Source organism: Mycobacterium sp., assembly GCF_036273375.1.
Classification (GTDB): Bacteria; Actinomycetota; Actinomycetes; order Mycobacteriales; family Mycobacteriaceae; genus Mycobacterium.
Genome location: NZ_DASUHS010000011.1, coordinates 31,707 through 49,761 on the forward strand (window position 1 = coordinate 31,707; position 18,055 = coordinate 49,761).

The 18,055-nt window shown below is 66.5% G+C and carries 15 protein-coding genes and 1 riboswitch; of the genes, 10 read left to right on the forward strand and 5 right to left on the reverse strand.

All coding sequences use genetic code 11. From position 1 onward, the window contains the following. Positions 1-22 precede the first annotated feature (22 nt). The 6 genes from VFW69_RS01330 (at position 23) to metE (ending at position 8,131) form a co-directional block, all read left to right on the forward strand. Positions 23-1,171, forward strand: a complete 1,149-nt coding sequence (locus VFW69_RS01330; RefSeq protein WP_526497368.1) for an acyl-CoA dehydrogenase family protein — start codon at positions 23-25, stop codon at positions 1,169-1,171. After that, positions 1,168-2,289: an acyl-CoA dehydrogenase family protein gene (locus VFW69_RS01335; protein ID WP_526497370.1), complete on the forward strand. Its 1,122-nt coding sequence runs from the start codon at positions 1,168-1,170 to the stop codon at positions 2,287-2,289. Before VFW69_RS01330 ends, VFW69_RS01335 begins: the two co-directional genes overlap by 4 nt. 298 nt (positions 2,290-2,587) lie before the next feature. Further along, positions 2,588-3,868, forward strand: coding sequence for a TetR/AcrR family transcriptional regulator (locus VFW69_RS01340; protein ID WP_526497372.1), 1,281 nt, complete (start codon positions 2,588-2,590; stop codon positions 3,866-3,868). 97 nt (positions 3,869-3,965) lie between these two features. Next, positions 3,966-4,808: an SDR family oxidoreductase gene (locus VFW69_RS01345; RefSeq protein ID WP_526497374.1), complete on the forward strand. Its 843-nt coding sequence runs from the start codon at positions 3,966-3,968 to the stop codon at positions 4,806-4,808. Positions 4,809-4,829: 21 nt separating this feature from the next. Then, the gene (locus VFW69_RS01350) at positions 4,830-5,471 is read left to right on the forward strand and encodes an NAD(P)H-binding protein (protein WP_526497376.1); all 642 of its coding nucleotides are present in this window, start codon (positions 4,830-4,832) and stop codon (positions 5,469-5,471) included. 51 nt (positions 5,472-5,522) lie between these two features. Then, positions 5,523-5,723: riboswitch (cobalamin riboswitch) on the forward strand. A gap of 137 nt (positions 5,724-5,860) precedes the next feature. Further along, complete coding sequence (gene metE / locus VFW69_RS01355) at positions 5,861-8,131, forward strand: 5-methyltetrahydropteroyltriglutamate--homocysteine S-methyltransferase (protein WP_526497378.1); 2,271 nt, start codon at positions 5,861-5,863, stop codon at positions 8,129-8,131. A 51-nt stretch (positions 8,132-8,182) separates the two neighbouring features. On the opposite strand, the gene VFW69_RS01360 is transcribed toward metE, so the two are convergent. Continuing rightward, complete coding sequence (locus tag VFW69_RS01360; protein ID WP_526497380.1) at positions 8,183-9,931, reverse strand: DUF3556 domain-containing protein; 1,749 nt, start codon at positions 9,929-9,931, stop codon at positions 8,183-8,185. 372 nt (positions 9,932-10,303) lie between these two features. On the opposite strand from VFW69_RS01360, the gene VFW69_RS01365 reads away from it, so the two are divergent. Together VFW69_RS01365 and VFW69_RS01370 are read left to right on the forward strand one after the other, a co-directional pair. Next, positions 10,304-11,668: a flavin monoamine oxidase family protein gene (locus VFW69_RS01365; RefSeq protein ID WP_526497382.1), complete on the forward strand. Its 1,365-nt coding sequence runs from the start codon at positions 10,304-10,306 to the stop codon at positions 11,666-11,668. A 212-nt stretch (positions 11,669-11,880) separates the two neighbouring features. Further along, on the forward strand, positions 11,881-12,153 hold the full coding sequence (locus VFW69_RS01370; protein WP_526497384.1) for a hypothetical protein: 273 nt from the start codon (positions 11,881-11,883) through the stop codon (positions 12,151-12,153). 100 nt (positions 12,154-12,253) lie between these two features. Here the strand turns inward: VFW69_RS01370 and VFW69_RS01375 are convergent, their stop codons facing one another. Beyond that, a complete protein-coding gene (locus tag VFW69_RS01375; RefSeq protein ID WP_526497386.1) occupies positions 12,254-12,775 on the reverse strand; it encodes a DoxX family protein in 522 nt (173 codons plus the stop codon). Between the two features lie 208 nt (positions 12,776-12,983). Here VFW69_RS01375 and VFW69_RS01380 point away from each other — a divergent pair, with 208 nt between their 5' ends. Next, positions 12,984-14,576: a pyruvate, phosphate dikinase gene (locus VFW69_RS01380; protein ID WP_526497477.1), complete on the forward strand. Its 1,593-nt coding sequence runs from the start codon at positions 12,984-12,986 to the stop codon at positions 14,574-14,576. After that, positions 14,573-15,187, forward strand: a complete 615-nt coding sequence (locus VFW69_RS01385) for a MarR family transcriptional regulator (protein ID WP_526497388.1) — start codon at positions 14,573-14,575, stop codon at positions 15,185-15,187. The genes VFW69_RS01380 and VFW69_RS01385 overlap by 4 nt, the downstream gene beginning before the upstream one ends. On the opposite strand, the gene VFW69_RS01390 is transcribed toward VFW69_RS01385, so the two are convergent. The 3 genes from VFW69_RS01390 to VFW69_RS01400 form a co-directional block, all read right to left on the reverse strand. Beyond that, positions 15,188-16,414, reverse strand: a complete 1,227-nt coding sequence (locus VFW69_RS01390) for a WS/DGAT/MGAT family O-acyltransferase (protein ID WP_526497390.1) — start codon at positions 16,412-16,414, stop codon at positions 15,188-15,190. Positions 16,415-16,445: 31 nt separating this feature from the next. Then, positions 16,446-17,354, reverse strand: coding sequence for an alpha/beta fold hydrolase (locus VFW69_RS01395; protein WP_526497392.1), 909 nt, complete (start codon positions 17,352-17,354; stop codon positions 16,446-16,448). 108 nt (positions 17,355-17,462) lie between these two features. Then, the gene (locus VFW69_RS01400) at positions 17,463-17,939 is read right to left on the reverse strand and encodes a VOC family protein (RefSeq protein ID WP_526497394.1); all 477 of its coding nucleotides are present in this window, start codon (positions 17,937-17,939) and stop codon (positions 17,463-17,465) included. Positions 17,940-18,055 lie beyond the last annotated feature (116 nt).

Sequence of the window (18,055 nt, forward strand, 5' to 3'; positions counted from 1 at the left end):
ACGACGCTGAAGACAGAGGAACGTGGACTTTTCATACCCGGCGGAAGTGGAACAGTTCCGCAGCGAGCTGCGGGACTGGCTCGAGGAGAACCTGACCGACGAGCTGGTGGCGGCCCGCCGGCCCACCGGCCGCGACGACGCCGCGTTCGAGATGCTGCGCGCATGGAACGCGACGATGGCCGACGCGGGATGGGCCGCCGTGTCCTGGCCCCCCGAGTACGGTGGGCGCGGGGCAACGGTGCTCGAGCAGCTGGTCTACACCGAAGAGACCACCCGCGCTCGAGCTCCTATGCCGCTCAACGTGATTGGGCTGAACAACATCGCCCCGGCCATCATGCAGTACGGCAGCGAGTCCCAGAAGCTCACCCTGCTCCCCCGCATGATGCGCGCCGACGACATCTGGTGTCAGGGAATGTCGGAGCCCGAGGCGGGGTCCGATCTCGCGGCGCTGCGTACCCGCGCCGTGCGAGACGGTGACGACTTCGTCGTCAACGGCCAGAAGATCTGGACCTCGCTGGGGCATCGGGCCGACTGGTGCCAGCTCTACGTTCGCACCGATCCCGACGCGCCCAAGCACAAGGGGATCTCCTGCCTGATCGTCGACATGACGCTGCCCGGCATCGAAGTCCGCCCGCTGGTCACACTCAACGGTGACGCCGACTTCGCCGAGGTGTTCTTTCACGACGTGCGGGTGCCGGCCGACGCGTTGCTGGGTCCGCTCAATGCGGGCTGGCAGGTGGCCACCACGACGCTCAGCCACGAGCGCGCCGGGGCCGCCAGGCTGTACGCGGAGATGCAGGCCCGGCTCGAAGAGCTGGTCAACGACCTCGCCGCCGCCGACACCGGCGCGCTGGACGATCCAGTGACGCTGCGGCGCCTAGGCGAAATCGCGGTCCGCATCAAGTATCTCGAGGTCCTGTGCCAGCGGTCGATCTCGGCGACGCTGCACGGCGGTGATGCGCTCGGGTCGGCCAGCCTCGCGAAGACCGTGTGGGGCGAGATCGGCCAGGACCTGGCGGCACTGGCCTTCGACCTTCTCGGCAGCCAGGCCGCGGGCGCGCCGTGGGCGAACTACCGTCTGACGTCGCGGTCGCTGACCATCGCGGGCGGTACCACGCAGATCAACAAGAACATCACCGCGCAGCGAGTGCTTGGGCTGCCGCGAAAATGAACCTTGAACTCACCGACGAGCAGGTGGCGCTGCGCGACACCACCCGGCGCTTCCTCGCTGAGAAGGCACCGATTTCGCAACATGTCCGGGCGTTGCTCGACGATCCGACCGGAACGGACGAGACGGTTTGGCGCGGCCTCGCCGAGCTTGGAACCACCGGCCTGTTGGTGCCGGAGGAGTACGGCGGCGCCGGCATGACGATGGTCGAGGCAGGCATCGTCGCCGAAGAGCTGGGTGCCGCGCTGCATCCGGGGCCGTGGTTGTCGACCGCGGTGGCCGCCACGCGGGCGCTGACCCGGCTGGGAGACAATGACATCGCACCGAAGTTGTTGGGCGGCATCGCGGACGGCACCACGGTGGCCGCCGTCTGCTTCCCGGATTCAGCGCACGCCTCGGTCACCGCGAACCGCAACGATGACGCGATCACGGTGCACGGCGAGATCGCCGCGGTGCCCGACGCCGCGGCCGCCGATGTTCTGGTGGTGGCCGCTGAAGATACCGACGACACTGCGCTTTTCGCGGTGCGGGCCGGCTCGTCGGGGGTTTCGGTCGCGGCCGAGCACGGCATCGATCCAACCCGCAAGCACTTCCGCGTCACGTTCGACGCGGCACCCGCGCAACGACTCGCACCGGCATCCGCAGGCGACCTGGCGGCGGTGATCGACGACGTGCTGATCGCCACCGCGGCCGACGCGCTCGGCGCCGCGCGCGCCATCATGGACCTCGCGGTCGAATACGCAAAAAGCAGAACACAAATCGGTCAGCCGATCGGCTCCTTCCAGGCCGTCCAGCATTTGTGTGTGGACATGTTCGAGACGGTCGAGCTGGCCCGCAGCGGTGTGATCCACGCGTTGTGGGTCAGCGACGCATTCCCGGGAGCCGATGGTCAATCCGGCGAAGAGCGCCATCTTGCCGCGCTGCGGGCCAAGGCGTTCGCCGGACGACTGGCCACCGTTGCCGACACCGCCATCCAGGTGTTCGGTGGGATCGGCTACACCTGGGAGCACGATGCTCACCTGTATCTCAAGCGCCTGCTGAGCTGGAGCGCGTTTCTCGGCAGTCCGGATGGCTACCTCACCGAACTCGGTGCGCGCCTTGCCAAGAGAGGCCGTCAGTGATGGAGACCGAGTACCTGCTCACCGCCACCCCTTCGGCACGCAAATCGCTCGACCTCAATGCGCCGATCGACCTCGACGACATCCGCGACTGCCTGTCGCCGGCCGGCGGCCGCTCGAGGAAGTGGTTGCGCGTGACCGCTGGGACGGCCCGGCGCTCTAGAATGGGGCTTTCACCGCTTTGTGCAGCGCATTCATCGCGCCCAGTCTGATAGCCTCTAACAAAGATTTGGTTCGGCAAGAGAGGACGAATGCGAATGTTCGCCAGCGCGCAGTCGTCCAGATTTGCACCCCGCTAACCATGGCGAAGGCCGAGTCACTGCGGGCCAGCAGCACAGCTGATTCTCCGACGCGCCGCGTCGAGATCCTGGCCACCGCCGCGTCGTTGATCGCATCGTCGGGATTGCGGACGTCGCTGCAGGAGATCGCCGATGCCGCAGGCATTCTTCCCGGCAGCCTGTATCACCATTTCGAGTCCAAAGAGGCCATCCTCGTCGAGTTGATCCGCCGCTACCAGGACGACCTGGAGCGCATCGGGCTCTCCGCCCAGGCGAGATTGGACGAACCCGACTCCCGCCCGGTCGCCGAACAGATCATCGAACTCGGGTCGGCAATCGCCGACTGCGCCGTCGAACATCGCGCCGCTTTGCAGATGTCGTTCTATGAGGGACCGAGTACGGATCCGGAGCTGATCAAGCTGACACAGCAACGGCCCGTGGCGATTCAGGAGGCGATGCTGCAGACGCTGCGCGCCGCCCGCTGGAGTGGTTACGTCAAACCCGACATCGACCTTCCCACGTTGGCCGACCGGATCTGCCAAACCATGCTGCAGGTCGGGCTCGATGTCATGCGCCACAAGTCCGCCGCCGACCAGGTGGCCCGACTGCTGTGCCGAATCATCCTGGAAGGCTTAGCAACTCGATCCCCAAGCGACTTGACACTGGACCGGTCGAAGGCCTTCACCGCCGCCAACGACGTCATCGCGACCTGGTCCGACGACAGCGATGCGGACCCGAGCGACAAGGCGGCAGCGGTGCGTGCGGTGGCACGAGCCGAATTCGGCCGCAAAGGATACGAAGTAACCACCATCAGGGACATCGCCTCGGCGGCCGGTCTCGGCACCGGAACGGTGTATCGCGTGATCGGGTCCAAGGACGAACTCCTCGCATCGATCATGGAATCGTTCGGCAGGAAGGTCGAGGCGGGCTGGGTCAGCGTCCTGCGCTCGGATGCCACACCGATCGAAAAGCTGGACGCGTTGAGCTGGGTCAACGTCAATGCGCTCGACCGGTTTTCCGACGAGTTCAGGATTCAGCTGGCCTGGATGCGCCAATCGCCCCCCGACACGCCCAACCCCGGCTGGCTCTATGCCACGCGGCTGCGGCAGATGAAAACGCTTCTTTCCGAGGGCATCCGGTCGGGCGAGATAAATGTCGACGCACCGTCCACCGCGATGTTGTCCCGCTGTGTCGTCGGCCTGCAGTGGATCCCGGAGAACATCCTTCAAGACATCGGCACCCGCGCGGGTCTGGTACACGCTCGCGACACCGTTCTGCGGGGCGTCGCGGTCCGCGGCGAGTAGATCTCATTTAACCGGCCCCGGTATTGAACCAAATAACTGTTACCCATACAGTTGAGCAGTTAGAACCGCATTGGCATTATCCGAGAAGGGGATTTCCATGACCATTGTCGATCGGTTGCGCTACGACGGCAAGCGCGCTCTCATCGTCGGTGGCGCGACTGGCATGGGCGCCGCGGCGGCCAAGTCAGCGGCCGAGCTGGGCGCCGAAGTCATCGTGATGGACTATGCGCCGGTGACGTACGACGTCGCCAAGTCCATCCAGGTCGACCTGCGCGACACCGCGTCGATCGACGCCGCCATCGAACAGCTGGACGGCCCGATCCACGCCGTGTTCTCCGCCGCCGGTATCGCCGACGGAACCACCGATCTGATGGCGATCAACTTCCTCGGCCACCGGCACCTCATCGAGCGCCTGCTGGAGCGCAACCAGCTTCCGTCGGGCTCGGCGATCTGCTTCATCTCCTCGGTCGCCGGTATGGGCTGGGAGAACGACCTGGACTTGCTGAACGAGTTCCTGGCCACGCCGGACTTCGCGTCGGCCCAAGAGTGGGTCAAGGCGCACGAAGCCGAGGGCATCATTCACTACGGCTTCTCCAAGAAGGTCGTCAACGCCTACGTCGCGACCCAGGGCTACCCTCTGCTGAAGAAGGGGATTCGGATCAACGCGATCTGCCCGGGTCCCACCGATACCCCGCTGGCCCAGTCCAACGCCGACCTGTGGCTGACCTTCGCCCAGGATTACCGCGACGAGACCGGCTCCAAGGTGCACACCCCGGAGCAAATGGGCGACGTGATGGCGTTCCTGAACAGCGCCGCCGCCTTCGGCGTCAGCGGCATCACGCTGTTGGTCGACTACGGACACACGATGGCCTCGCTCACCAACGCCTACCCGCCGGGCAAGCCCATCATCGACATCATCATGGGACGGGTAAAGCTCTAGCGAGCGCTACCGTCTTCAGACATGGCACGCATCATCGTCTTCGGCGGACACGGCAAGGTCGCACTGCGGCTGGCTCGCGACCTAACCCAGGGCAGCGACCAGGTGAGCTCCGTCTTCCGCAATCCCGATCAATCCGACGATGTCGCCGCCACCGGCGCCACGCCGGTGGTGGCCGACATCGAACGGCTCGACACGAACGCCCTGGCGGATTTAGTGACCGGACACGACGCGATCGTCTTCTCGGCCGGGGCGGGCGGCGGCAATCCTGAGCGGACCTATGCGGTCGACCGGGACGCCGCAATACGCGTGATCGACGCCGCCGCACAAGCGGGCGTCAAGCGGTTCGTGATGGTGTCCTACTTCGGCGCCGGCCCGGATCATGGTGTACCGCAGGACGATCCGTTCTTCGCCTACGCCGAGGCCAAGGCCGCGGCCGATGCCCACCTGCGCGACAGCGACCTGGACTGGACGGTGCTGGGCCCCGGCCGGCTCACGCTGGAACCGGCGACCGGCCGGATTGTCGTCGGCCGCGGCAAAGGTGAGGTGTCCCGCGCGGACGTCGCCCTCGTCGCGGCCGCCGTACTGGCCGACGATTCGACCATCAGGCGGACCATCGAATTCAACAACGGCGACATCCCGATCGCAGAGGCGTTGGCGCACTGACTAAGCTGCTTCTTGCAGCTGGTCTGCTTGCGCCGCGACCGCGGCGCGGGCATCGAGCGAGGCAACGTTAGTAACGCTTCGTAAGAGGGAACCCGGTGAGAATCCGGGACTGTCCCGCAACGGTATGCAGGAACGACCGCCGTCAGAGTTTTTGGCAAGCACTGGTCGCGAGACTGGGAAGCGACGGCCATTAGGAGCACCGCCCGGTGCACGCCTGCGAGTCCGGAGACCTGCCGGCTGTGCCGGGCGCGCCGCGCCCGGCGGCTCATCGCCTCGTGGAATGGGCGTTAGGCTGCAGCCGTTGCGGTTGGTACCTGGGTACGCACCGCTATCGGATCGGCTGCACGTCCGCCGGCGGTGACCACCACGCCGATTGAAGGACGAATATCGTGACCCCTCAAGCATTCACCGCAACGGTTGTCGGCTCGCCACGCATCGGTCCGAAGCGCGAACTCAAGCGCGCCACCGAGGGCTACTGGGCCGGGCGCACCAGCCGCGCCGATCTGGAGAAGGTTGCCGCCACCCTGCGCCGCGCTACCTGGAAGGGTCTGGCCGACGCCGGCCTGGACTCGGTCCCGGTGAACACCTTCTCCTATTACGACCAGGTGCTCGATACCGCGGTCATGCTGGGTGCGCTGCCGGTCGGCGCCGCGCAGGTTCCCGACGACCTGGACCGCTACTTCGCCGCGGCGCGCGGCAACAAAGACGTCGCACCGTTGGAGATGACCAAGTGGTTCGACACCAACTACCACTACATCGTTCCCGAGATCGAGCCCGCGACGGAATTCGCGCTGAACCCGGACAAGGTGCTATCGGAACTGAAAGAGGCTCTCGGGCAAGGTATTCCGGCGCGCCCGGTGATCATCGGGCCGATCACGTTCCTGCTGCTGAGCAAGGCCGTCAATGGCGGCGGCGCGCCGATCGAGCGCCTGGAGGAACTGGTGCCGATTTATTCCCAGCTGCTGTCACTGCTCGCCGACAACGGCGCGCAGTGGGTGCAGATCGACGAGCCCGCTCTGGTGACCGACATCTCCCCCGACGCGCCGGCACTGGCCGAAGCGGTCTACAACGCGCTGGGCAAAGTGAGCAACCGACCCGCCATCTACGTCGCCACCTACTTCGGCGACCCCGGCGCCTCCCTGGCCGGGCTGGCCCGCACCCCCGTCGAGGCGATCGGTGTCGATCTGGTCTATGGGGCGGACACGGCGGTGGCGGCGGTGCCAGAGCTGGCCGGCAAGACCGTGGTGGCCGGTGTCGTGGACGGGCGCAACATCTGGCGCACCGACCTGGAATCTGCGCTGGGCAAGCTGGCCGCGCTATCGGGTTCGGCGGCCCATGTGGCGGTCTCGACGTCCTGCTCGACGCTGCATGTGCCGTACTCGCTGGAGCCCGAGACCGGCTTGGATGACGCGCTGCGCAGCTGGCTGGCGTTCGGACGGGAGAAGGTCGTCGAGGTGGTGACGCTCGCCCGCGCACTGAACGAGGGCCGCGACGCGGTCGCCGACGAGATCGCTGCGTCGAACGCCGCGGTGGCGTCCCGCAAGAGCGACCCGCGCCTGCACAACGACCGCATCCGGGCCCGCATCGACTCGATCGTCGCGTCGGGTACGCACCGGGGTGACCCGGCCCAGCGCCGCACCAGCCAGGAGGCGCGGCTGCAGCTGCCGCCGCTGCCGACCACCACCATCGGGTCGTTTCCGCAGACTGTCGAGATTCGCAAGGCGCGCGCCGCGCTGGTCGCCGGAGAGATCGACGAGGCCGAGTACCAGAGGCGGATGAAGCAGGAGATCGCCGACGTCATCAAGTTGCAGGAGAGCCTCGGGATTGACGTGCTGGTGCACGGCGAGCCGGAGCGCAATGACATGGTGCAGTACTTCGCCGAGCAGCTGGACGGATTCTTCGCGACCAAGAACGGCTGGGTGCAGTCCTACGGCAGCCGCTGCGTGCGCCCGCCGGTGCTCTTCGGCGACGTGATCCGCCAGCACCCGATGACGGTGGGGTGGGCGAAGTACGCGCAGTCGCTGACCGACAAGCCGGTCAAGGGCATGCTGACGGGGCCGGTGACAATCCTGGCGTGGTCGTTCGTCCGGGACGATCAACCGCTGGCCGACACCGCCAACCAGGTGGCGCTGGCGATCCGCGACGAGACCGTGGATCTGCAGGGCGCCGGAATTGCCGTCATCCAGGTCGACGAGCCCGCGCTGCGCGAGCTGCTACCGCTGCGACGTGCCGATCAGGAGGACTACTTACTTTGGGCCGTAGGGTCTTTCCGCTTGGCCACCTCGGGCGTTGCGGACTCCACCCAGATCCACACCCACCTGTGCTACTCGGAATTCGGTGAGGTGATCGGAGCCATCGCCGATCTGGACGCCGACGTGACGTCCATCGAGGCGGCGCGCTCACACATGGAGGTGCTGGACGACCTGAACTCGATCGGCTTCTCCAACAGCGTGGGCCCGGGCGTCTACGACATCCATTCGCCGCGGGTGCCGAGCACGGGCGAAATGGCCGAGTCTCTGCGCGCGGCGTTGCGGGCGGTGCCCGCCGAGCGGCTGTGGGTCAACCCCGATTGCGGGTTGAAGACCCGCAACTCCGATGAGGTGAGCGCGTCGCTGAAGAACATGGTTGCCGCCGCCCAGGAGGTCCGGGCGGGGGTCTAGCCCTTGCAGTGGGGCGCGAGCGTCACCCCAGCGTTGCACTCGGGCTCCACGTCACTCTGGCGTGACTTTCGGTGTGGGGTCCGAAACCAGTTCGATCGGAACGTCATCGGCCCACGGTTGGCGGACAACCATGTCGGCTACCTTGACGACGCCGCGCTCGAATTCACCGGTCGCCGCGTCGACCAACCGGTACTCCTGGGTCTGCTTGTGAATCGGTTGCGCGTCAAGCAGAACCACTCGGACCTCGCCCGGCTCGAAGTGGCAGCGCTCCTGCAGGGCGGCGATCAGTTGCTCGTTGTGCATGTGGCCGTCGCCGAAGTTCCAGCCGATGGCGGTGCTGCAGATCCGCTCGCCGTCGGTGATGACGTAGTCGTCCTCGTTCTGCCCGGCCATGGCGCGGTGCGCCAGCGTGAACAGCGCACGGCCGTGAGTGTTGAAGCCGCGGAACGCATATCCCATGTAGATGGGTATCTGGGCCGCCTCGGGGCTGCCGTAGAACCGCTCCAGCTGGGCCTGCGGCATGCTGGCGATCGCCACGATGCCCCTGCCGATCTTGTCGTTGGCCGATGCTTTGATGCACCACAGGGTGGTATCCCAATTGCCGGCGTAGTAACGCATCCCCGGTAGGAATGAGATCTTGCGCGGAAACATGTTGCCCAACACGACGATTCCCGCGATGATGACGAACAGGACGGCCACCACCACCGGGTGCATCAGGTCGCGCAGCCCGATGTGGGTGTGCGCGACGAACAACGACAACACACCGAAGATCATGAAAACGTTCCACTCCAGCGGCACGCCCATCGGGATCGAGACCAGGATCCCCAGGTGGAAACAGACCATCGCGATGGCGGCGATGGTGACGGGCCAGCCGCCGTGACAGAAGAACAGCGGTAGCGGCACCAACATCTCGATGGCGGTGCTCAGGTGCGCCAGCCACCGCGACAGCCGTCCGGGCCGCAGATCATCCGGGAAGTTCTCGAAGAAGCGCCGTTTCAGCCAGCGGGGCCGCACCAATGGGTTGTTGGACATCATCGTGGAGATGACGAACGGAAAGTGTTTGTTGAGCTTGGATGTGGCGGCGCCCGTCCAGATCACCAGGAACACCACCTTGGACCCGACGATCATGTCCGGCGCGGCGAACAGGAACGTCACCGCCATGGTCGCGTAGACCTCGCCACGGGCGGCCAGGAAGATCACCTTGTCGCGCAAGCCGACCACCGCCAAGAGCAGCAGGATCAACACGATCTTCCACGCGGGCAGCAGCCCGATCGTGGTGCCCACTTCTGGTATCGGTCCGGTGCCGTCGGCGAACAGCGCCGCCAGGGTCACCAAAAGGAAGAGCCCGTACAGCGCGACGTCGACCGGCTTGCGCTTGGTGCCCTTGGTGAGCGGGACCCGATCCGGCCACGGTGGCAGCCGGATGGTGCCGAAGCGCATCCAGTACAAAATCGAGCCCATCGGCGGGAAGAACCGGTTGTTCAACGGCCCGAAGCCGCAACCCAGCCCGATCACCTCGAAGAGCATCGTGAAAAGCACGACCTTCTCGAAGACGATCGGCTCCGACCACCACGACGCGACGCGCGTGAACCCGCCGAGGCCGCTGGTGGCGGACGCGAACAGCCACGCGCCGAGGATGTAGAGCAAGATTTTCACCACATAGAACAGATGCAGCACGACCGGCGTGCCGAAGCCCACCTCGGCCCAGTGCTTGGCCATCGGCCGGATCTTGTCGCTACGGGTGCCCTTGTTCCATTCGGCCATGTCGAGCTGCGGCAGCTCGGGCTTCAGAAATCCCATGGTTTCACAGACTAGAACGTGTTCTAGGGATGCGTACTGCAACCTTGGACAAGAAATCTCTGCCTGCGCCTTTTGCGCCGATACCGCTCGGCGCGCGCGTGCGGGGATATTTGTTGCGAGCAGGCCTCGGTCCCTCGTACTGGCAATGGTTGCCGCCGTCGCCGCGATCGCGTTGGCCGCCGAAGGTCGTGCCGCTCCACCTATGCCCGATTAGCCTGTGCGCCAGATCCTTTCAGGTGCTCGCCGCGCACACGCCAGCACACGCCGGGTCGCGGGCTCGCGAACGCCCCCGGAAATCTGCGTTAACCGGCCACTGCCGGCATCCGGTCGGTGTAGTTTGCTGCTGGGGTGGGCGAGGTTGAGGAGCCAGGCGTGTCTGAGGTCGATTTCTGCGTGGTCGGAGCGGGATTCGCGGGGTTGACGGCCGCTTTGCGGCTCAAACAGGCGGGGCATTCGGTGGCCTTGCTGGAGGCGCGGGATCGGGTCGGTGGCCGGACCTTCACCGCGACCCGAGCGGACGGTACGTGGATCGATCGCGGCGGCGCCTGGATCGGGCCGGGCCAGGACCGCATCTACGCGCTGATGAACGAGTTCGGCGTGCCGGAGTACAAGCAGCACAACGACGGCGATGCCTTGATGATCGTCGGTGGCAAAAAACACCGCTACGGCGGCACCATCCCATGGACGGTGAGCCCGTGGGCTGTTGCCAACCTTGGGTTCGGTTTGGCCGCCATCGAGAAGATGTGCAAAGAGATTCCGCGCGAAGCCCCTTGGGACGCAAAGAAGGCCCAGGAGTGGGACCGCATCAGCATTGGGGAATGGATCCACAAGAAGTCCATGTCCAAGGACGCCGCCGAGATGCTGGAGATGGCCTTCGCCGGCCTCTACACCTCGGCGGGGTCGGAGACGTCGTTGCTATGGGGGCTGCTGCAGACGGCCTCCGCGGGCGGACTCACCTTCGCGATCTCGGGCAAGGGCGGCTCCCAGGATGCCCGCCCGGTTGGTGGGATGGGCGCACTCCACCGCCCGATTGTGGCCGAACTGGGTGAGGCGCTGCACCTTTCGCAGCCGGTCCGGCAGATCACTCAGGATGCCGACGGTGTGACAATCGACGCGGCCGATGTGACGGTGCGGGCGCGTCGAGTCATTGTCGCGATCCCGCTGGCGATCGCCACCTCGATCGTCTATGAGCCGATGCTCCCGGTAGACCGAGCATTCCTGCACCAGCGCATGCCAAGCGGCGCGGTTGTCAAAATCTCGATCATCTACGACGAGCCCTTCTGGCGCGCCGACGGACTGTCCGGCCAATCCGCCGCGCCGAACTCCCCGGCCACCCTGACCATCGACGCCTGCACGGATACCGGGGATCCGGGCATCATGTGCGTCATCACCGAGGGATCCGCGGCGCGGCGGCTGACAAAACTCGACGAGGCCGAGCGCAAAGCGGTGATCGTCGGCGAACTCGTCGACCGATTCGGCAGCAAAGCCAAAGCGCCCTTGGAATTCCACGAACAGAACTGGACCGTGGACCGCTATTCCGGCGGTGGAATGATCGGCCACGCCCCTACCGGCGTACTGACCGAATTCGGCTATACCCTGCGCGAGCCCTGTGGCCGCATCCATTGGGCCGGTACCGAAAGCTCGGCCGTCATGTGCGGGTGGATCGACGGCGCGATTCGCTCCGGAGAGCGCGCCGCGGCCGAGGTGGCCGCAGCCGAGACGACAGCGGTCGCGTAGCCAAACGGCTTGCGCCACTTTTGCATGGGTTCGATCAGCACGCCACAGGGGGCGAGATCGGCGGCAAGCCGGCCCACACCAACAGAGCCGATGCAAAAGCTATCTACCCGGCGGTGTGAGTCGCACTTGCAAAAATAAAGAAAACATTCCAAATAAGTTGCGAAGGAAAGAGAATCGGCGACCCAGCGATAATGTCCCTACAGTTTAGGGTCATGAATGCAGAATACATTGTCTACGCATTCGTAGGTGAGGTCATCTTCGCTGCGATGGCTGCTGGGGCGCTGTTGACGCTTGCGACGCTGCTCAAGGTTGTGCCGGCGAAGGTGTTGCGAGGCAAGCTTGCTGGCTCACGACGTCACACGCAAATCTCGGCAATTGAATGTACTGACCGTCGGCTCGAGCACAAAGAACCCGTGATGGCGGGTATGCAGACCTCAGCAATGGAGCATCCGGACGAGGCCGTCGCGTATCCAACTTGCGGATGACCCCGAGGCGTCCTTTGCCCCGAAATCGACGCCAGCGTGACGCTCACTCGCACAAGTTCGCGCCAATGTCGATCTCGCGGAGACCCGACCCGCCCCGTAATTAACCGGCCTGCTTGGCCGGCGGGCGGTAGAAGATCACCAGCTGGCCGATGGCCCCGGCCAAGCCGAGCACCAGCGAGATCAGGAGCCCGTGCCAGCCGTCCATCCAGTTCTTCCCGAATACCAGGTAGTCCAGGCTGAACTTGCCCGCGCCCAGCGTGGCCACGCCCACGGCGCTGACCGCCAGCACCAGGTTGTATTCCCAGCCCTCCTTGACGATGAAGAAGCCGTTGGCGCGGTGCACCGTCCAGGCCGCGACCAGCATCAGCGAGACGAAGCCCGCCGCCGGGATCGGGGTCAGAAACCCGGCGGCCAGGCCGAGGCCAGCGGCCATTTCCGTGGTCGCCGCCACGGTGGCGTGGAACTTGCCGGGCCTCATGCCGATGCTCTCGAACCAGCGGGCGGTGCCCGGGATGCGGCCACCGCCGAAGAACTTGTTGTAGCCATGCGCGGCCAAAGTCACGCCCAACACCAGCCGCAGGATCAGTACTCCGACGTCATGGAACGTGTCATATGAAGTCATAACTGTAAACCTAGATCATGGGGGCGGGTGGTCAAGACAAGAGCCGCCGAGCAGCTACGTCGCTTTATCCGCTGGTACGTGTGGGAATATAGCGGGCGTTCCGACGTCGGCCCGATCAGTAGCAACACCACCAAGGGGGTGCACCACGGCTGGCACCGCACGCGGCGGCGCCCACCGCAATGCGTCAAGCCGCCGTGGGTCTGCGCCTATCGAGCACTCCGTGGTGTTGCTGGATGGCACATCGAGCCACCCACGGGAGCTGCTGGGCAATAAGGGCCACGGCATCGAGGCGATGCGCCGGCACAACCTGCCGGTGCCGCCGGCGTTCTGCATCACCACCGCGGTGGGCCTGCGGTATCTCGCCGACCCCGCGGCGACCATGGACGCCGTCTGGGACGACGTGCTCGACCGGACGCGCTGGCTGGAGGAACAGACCTCGCGCACGTTCGGGCGAGGCCCGCGCCCCCTATTGATCAGCGTGCGCTCCGGAGCCACCCAATCCATGCCGGGCATGATGGACACCATCCTGGACCTCGGCATCAACGATGCCGTCGAGCAGGCGCTCGCGGCGGCCGGCAGCCCGGATTTTGCTCATGACACCCGCCGGCGGTTCTCCGAAATGTATCGGCGCATCGTGGGCGTCGGCGAACAAGAGTCGGTGCCGTCGGACCCGTACGCGCAGTTACGCGCCGGCATCGAGGCGGTGTTCGCCTCGTGGAATTCGCCGCGTGCGGTCGCCTATCGCGCCCACTACGGAATTGACGATCAGCACGGCACCGCCGTGGTCGTGCAGGCGATGGTATTCGGCAACCGCGGCCCCAATTCGGGTGCCGGGGCGTTCTTTTCACGCAATCCGATCACCGGCGACAACGAGCCGTTCGGCGAATGGCTACCCGGCGGCCAGGGCGACGACGTGGCGTCGGGCTCGGTCGACGTCGAACCGATCGTTGCCTTGCGCGAGGAGCAGCCGGCCGTCTACGACGAGCTGATCGATGCCGCCCGCGGCTTGGAGCGGCTGAACTCCGACATACAGGAGATCGAGTTCACCGTCGAGGACGGCAAGCTGTGGTTGTTGCAGACCCGGGCGGCGGAGCGCTCGGCGCAGGCGGCGGTGCGCTCGGCGCTGCAGCTGCGACACGAGGGACTCATCGATGATGCGGAGACGCTGCGGCGGGTGACCCCGGCGCATGTGCAGACCCTGCTGCAACCCGCGCTGCAACCCGAAATACGTTTAGCGGCACCGCTTTTAGCCAAAGGATTACCGGCATGCCCGGGGGTGGCCTCAGGCAAGGCGTACATCGATGTCGACGAGGCGCTACGCGCCGTCGACCGCGGCGAGCGGGTGATCCTGGTGCGCGACCACACGCGGCCCGAAGACGTGTCGGGCATGCTGGCCGCGCGGGGCATCGTCACCGAGGTGGGCGGCGCCTCCAGCCATGCGGCGGTGGTGAGCCGCGAGCTGGGCCGGGTGGCCGTGGTGGGCTGCGGCCACGGAGTCGCGGCAGCGCTGGCGGGCAAGCACATCACCGTCGACGGCGCCGAAGGCGAAGTGCGCGAAGGCAACCTGAGCCTGTCGGCGTGGTCCGAAGACGATACGCCGGAACTGCGCGAGCTGGCCGACATCGCACGGCGGATCAGCCCGCTGCGTGCGCACTCCGCGGGCGAGCACCTGCGATTGGACGACAGCTCCGAGGCCGCGGTGCGCGCCATGCTGGACAGCGGGCATGCCGACGTGGTTTCGGCGACGCCCTTGATCGTGATGCTGACCGCGCTGCGCCTGGCACCGGGGTCCGTCTCATGACTGAATTGGCCGTGCTGCAAGGGGTTCGGCTCAAGGGCCGGGTGAATCCTGCCGACCTGGCCGCGACGCTGAGTGCGGACCTTGGCGACATCGCCCCCATCGTCGAGCGGTTGACCGCTGCGGGGCTGCTGACCGAAGGCGCGACGTTGCGGATCACCGGTAGCGGCAGCGACCGGCTCGCGGCGTTGCTCGCCGAGGAGCGCGAGGGCATCGATCCGGCCGCGATGGCCGCCGCCTACGGCGACTTCCGCGCCGTCAACGCCGATTTCAAACGCCTCGTGACCGATTGGCAGCTCAAGGGCGGACCGGAGGGCGTTCCCAACGCCCACGACGACGCCGACTACGACGCCGCGGTGTTGGCCCGCCTCGACGACCTGCACGCCGGCACGATGCCGATCATCGCGGCGGCCGCCGCACAACTGCCGCGGCTCAGCGCCTACGCGGCGAAACTGGCTGCGGCACTGGACAAAGTGAGGGCGGGCGAGACCACCTGGCTGACGCGGCCGTTGATCGACTCCTACCACACGGTGTGGTTCGAGCTACACGAAGAGCTGATTGTCGCCGTCGGTCTGACGCGCGAAGAAGCGGCCAGATCCGGCGATGCGCAATAGCTACAACGCAGCGTCGAGCAGCGCCAGGTAGGCATCGATATCGGGCAGGGCCGACGCCGCCGCGTGCACGCTGATCGCGATTGTGTCACCGATCCCGTGCACCCCGTGCGTCAGGCCCATCATCGGCGACAGCGCAGGGTATCCCGACGTCAGCACCACCCGGGGACCGCCGAAGTTCAGATCGGCCGCCCCACGGTTGACGCTGGACACCACGGTGTTGCCGGACACCTGCGTCGCGCGCTCCTGCACATCGAATTGCCCGATGCCCCACCGCAGCAGTCCGGCGGGCACCGCCGCGAACGCGCGGTCGGCGGCCCGGGTGGCCGGGTGCTGGAAGCGGCGCCGGCCGTTAGCCAAATCGGCCGCGATCCGCTCGGCGCGCGCGTCCGGCGCGAGCTTGGGGTAGAGCCCCACCACGACGTTGCCGAAGTGGTTGTACGCCCGCGGATTACCGGGCTTGGCCATCGGCACCTCGACCCCCAACGAATCGCATTGCTCACCAAGCAGATCGGCGAGGGCCTGCGATACGGCGCTCAGCACGCCGACGGTGACTGTGGGACCGGGCAGCTGCGAACGGTGTCGCACCAACGTGCGTACCGCGCGGACGCCGTCGGGTCGCGCATTCGTCGGCAGCAGCGGACGCGGCCCGGCGCCGGAGGCCAGGAGGCCCGCGCGGATGTCGCGCTCCAGCCGGCGATGGGTGCGAGCCGCCTGGGCGGCACGCCAGGGCAGAAAACCCGGCCGCGGGCTGGGCACCTCGGGCAGGGCCTCGGGCCGGCCGAACAGCCACGCCGCCATCGCCGCCGAGCGGGCGCCGTCGGCCAGTGCGTGCGCGACCTGCAGCACCGCGACGGTTCCCGGCCCGCTGACGCCCGGAATGCCTCGCACCCGGGTGAATACGTGCAGCCGCCAGGCCATCCCGCGAACGTCCAGTTGATCGTCGGCAAGGCCGGCGACGGTCGCCAGGACGCCGTCCCAGCTGTGCTCGGCGCGCTCGTGGCGCACCACCTGCTCAGGCGTGACGCCCATCGGTACCCACTGCGGGTAGCGCAACGGGCCCCGGTCTAGCACTCGCATCGTCAGCGCCGGTTCGGCGTTGGCCCGCCGACAGAGTTGGACGACGGTATGCGCGTAATCCGCTGGCACACCATCGAATGCATAGAGCAAGAACTCGTCGCTGGGAATCTTGGCCGACATCCAGTAGAACTGCGCATCGACGGCAGCCATCCGGTGCGTTGACCCGGCCCGAGCCACGGTGTCAGCCGGGTGAGCCGATGAACCCGAGCATCAGGTCGGCGACCTTGTCGGGTTGTTCGAGCTGCAGGAAGTGGCCGGCGTGTTCGACGATGCCGACCTCGCTGCCCGCGGGCAGCACCTTTTCGGCCCAGCGCGCGAAAGCCGGTGTCATGCAACCGTCGTCGCGGCCATGCAGGTACAGGCACGGCAGCACGGGTTCTTCCGTCCACAACTGGTTCAGTTGGGCATACTGCGCCGACGGCAGGGTGTTGCGAATGGTGGCGCGGTACGGTCCCAGCGCTGCGCGCCAGCCCGCCGGCGCCCCAATCGCGGCGTCGACGTGACGCAAGTCCTCATCGGCGCGATAGCCTGGCGACCACCGCCGCCACAGCAGCGGCAACAACCAGGACGCGGAACGCTCAGGCAGCCAAGGCAATTGGAAGTACATGATGTACCAGCTGCGAAACACCTGCCGCGCCAGGTGGGCGGCCAGCCGGCCGCGCTCGACCGCGCCACCGCCGCGCCGCCGGAACGCCGCCGACGGCGGAACCGACATGATCACCGCCTTGGTGAACGGGCTGTCGGGCATGGCGGCCAGGCCGGTGCCGGCGATCGCGCCCCAGTCGTGGCCGATGATCACGTCGTTCTCGGTGCCGCCCGCGGCCGAGCGCACGCGCAGGGCGTCGTCCATCAGCGCGCCCACCTGATAGCTGCCGTCGACCGGGATCGACGACGGCGCGTATCCGCGCATGAACGGCGCGACCACCCGCCACCCCGCCTCGGCGAGCCGGGGGGCGATTTTGCGCCAGCCGTAGGGCGTGTCGGGAAAGCCGTGCAGACACAGCGCGATGGGGCCGTCTTTCGGCCCCCAAGTGAGGGCCTTGAGGCCCCCCGCAGAGCCGGTCACATCGATCCAGCCTGGTTCAGCCATGTCCACTCCCTGCTCGACGTCTCCGCAGGGATCAACCTAACCTGTGCGGCCTCACGACGCACCGACCCTGGTGGATACGGGGTCAAACCGGCGCTGTGAGAGCGGTTTTCACCGTTGCAGCGCGGCGGCTCGCTCCAACTCGGCGACGATGATCTTGCGCATGCCATACATCGCGTTGGTAGCCGCCGCCGCCCGCGTGCGATCGGGATCGCTGATCAGTTCGTAAAGCCGGTCTGGGACGATTTGCCAGCTCATCCCGAAGCGGTCTTTGAGCCAGCCGCATTGCGATTCCTCGCCGCCGTCGGTCAGCCGGTCCCAGTAGTAGTCGACCTCATCCTGGTCCTTGCAGTGGATCGTGAACGACACCGCTTCGGTGAACTGGAAGTGCGGACCGCCGTTGATCCCGATGAACCGGGCGCCGTCCAGAACGAAGCTGCCGGACAGGACCCGGCCAGGTTCGCCCGGTCCGGCGTCGGTGGTCTGGTTGAAGCCCTCGATGTGGGAGTTGGGGAACACCGAGGTGTAGAACCTGGCGGCCTCCTCCAGGTTGTCGTCGAACCACAACGACGGGGTGATCGATGGCATGTTCTGGGCCTCCTTGACGGCTCGTTGGTCTCTGCCCTTGATAGACCCCGCCACTGACGAAAATTCACCGCGTCGTCCACCCGCGGAACAGTGCTTAACCGGCCTATGTAACGTCA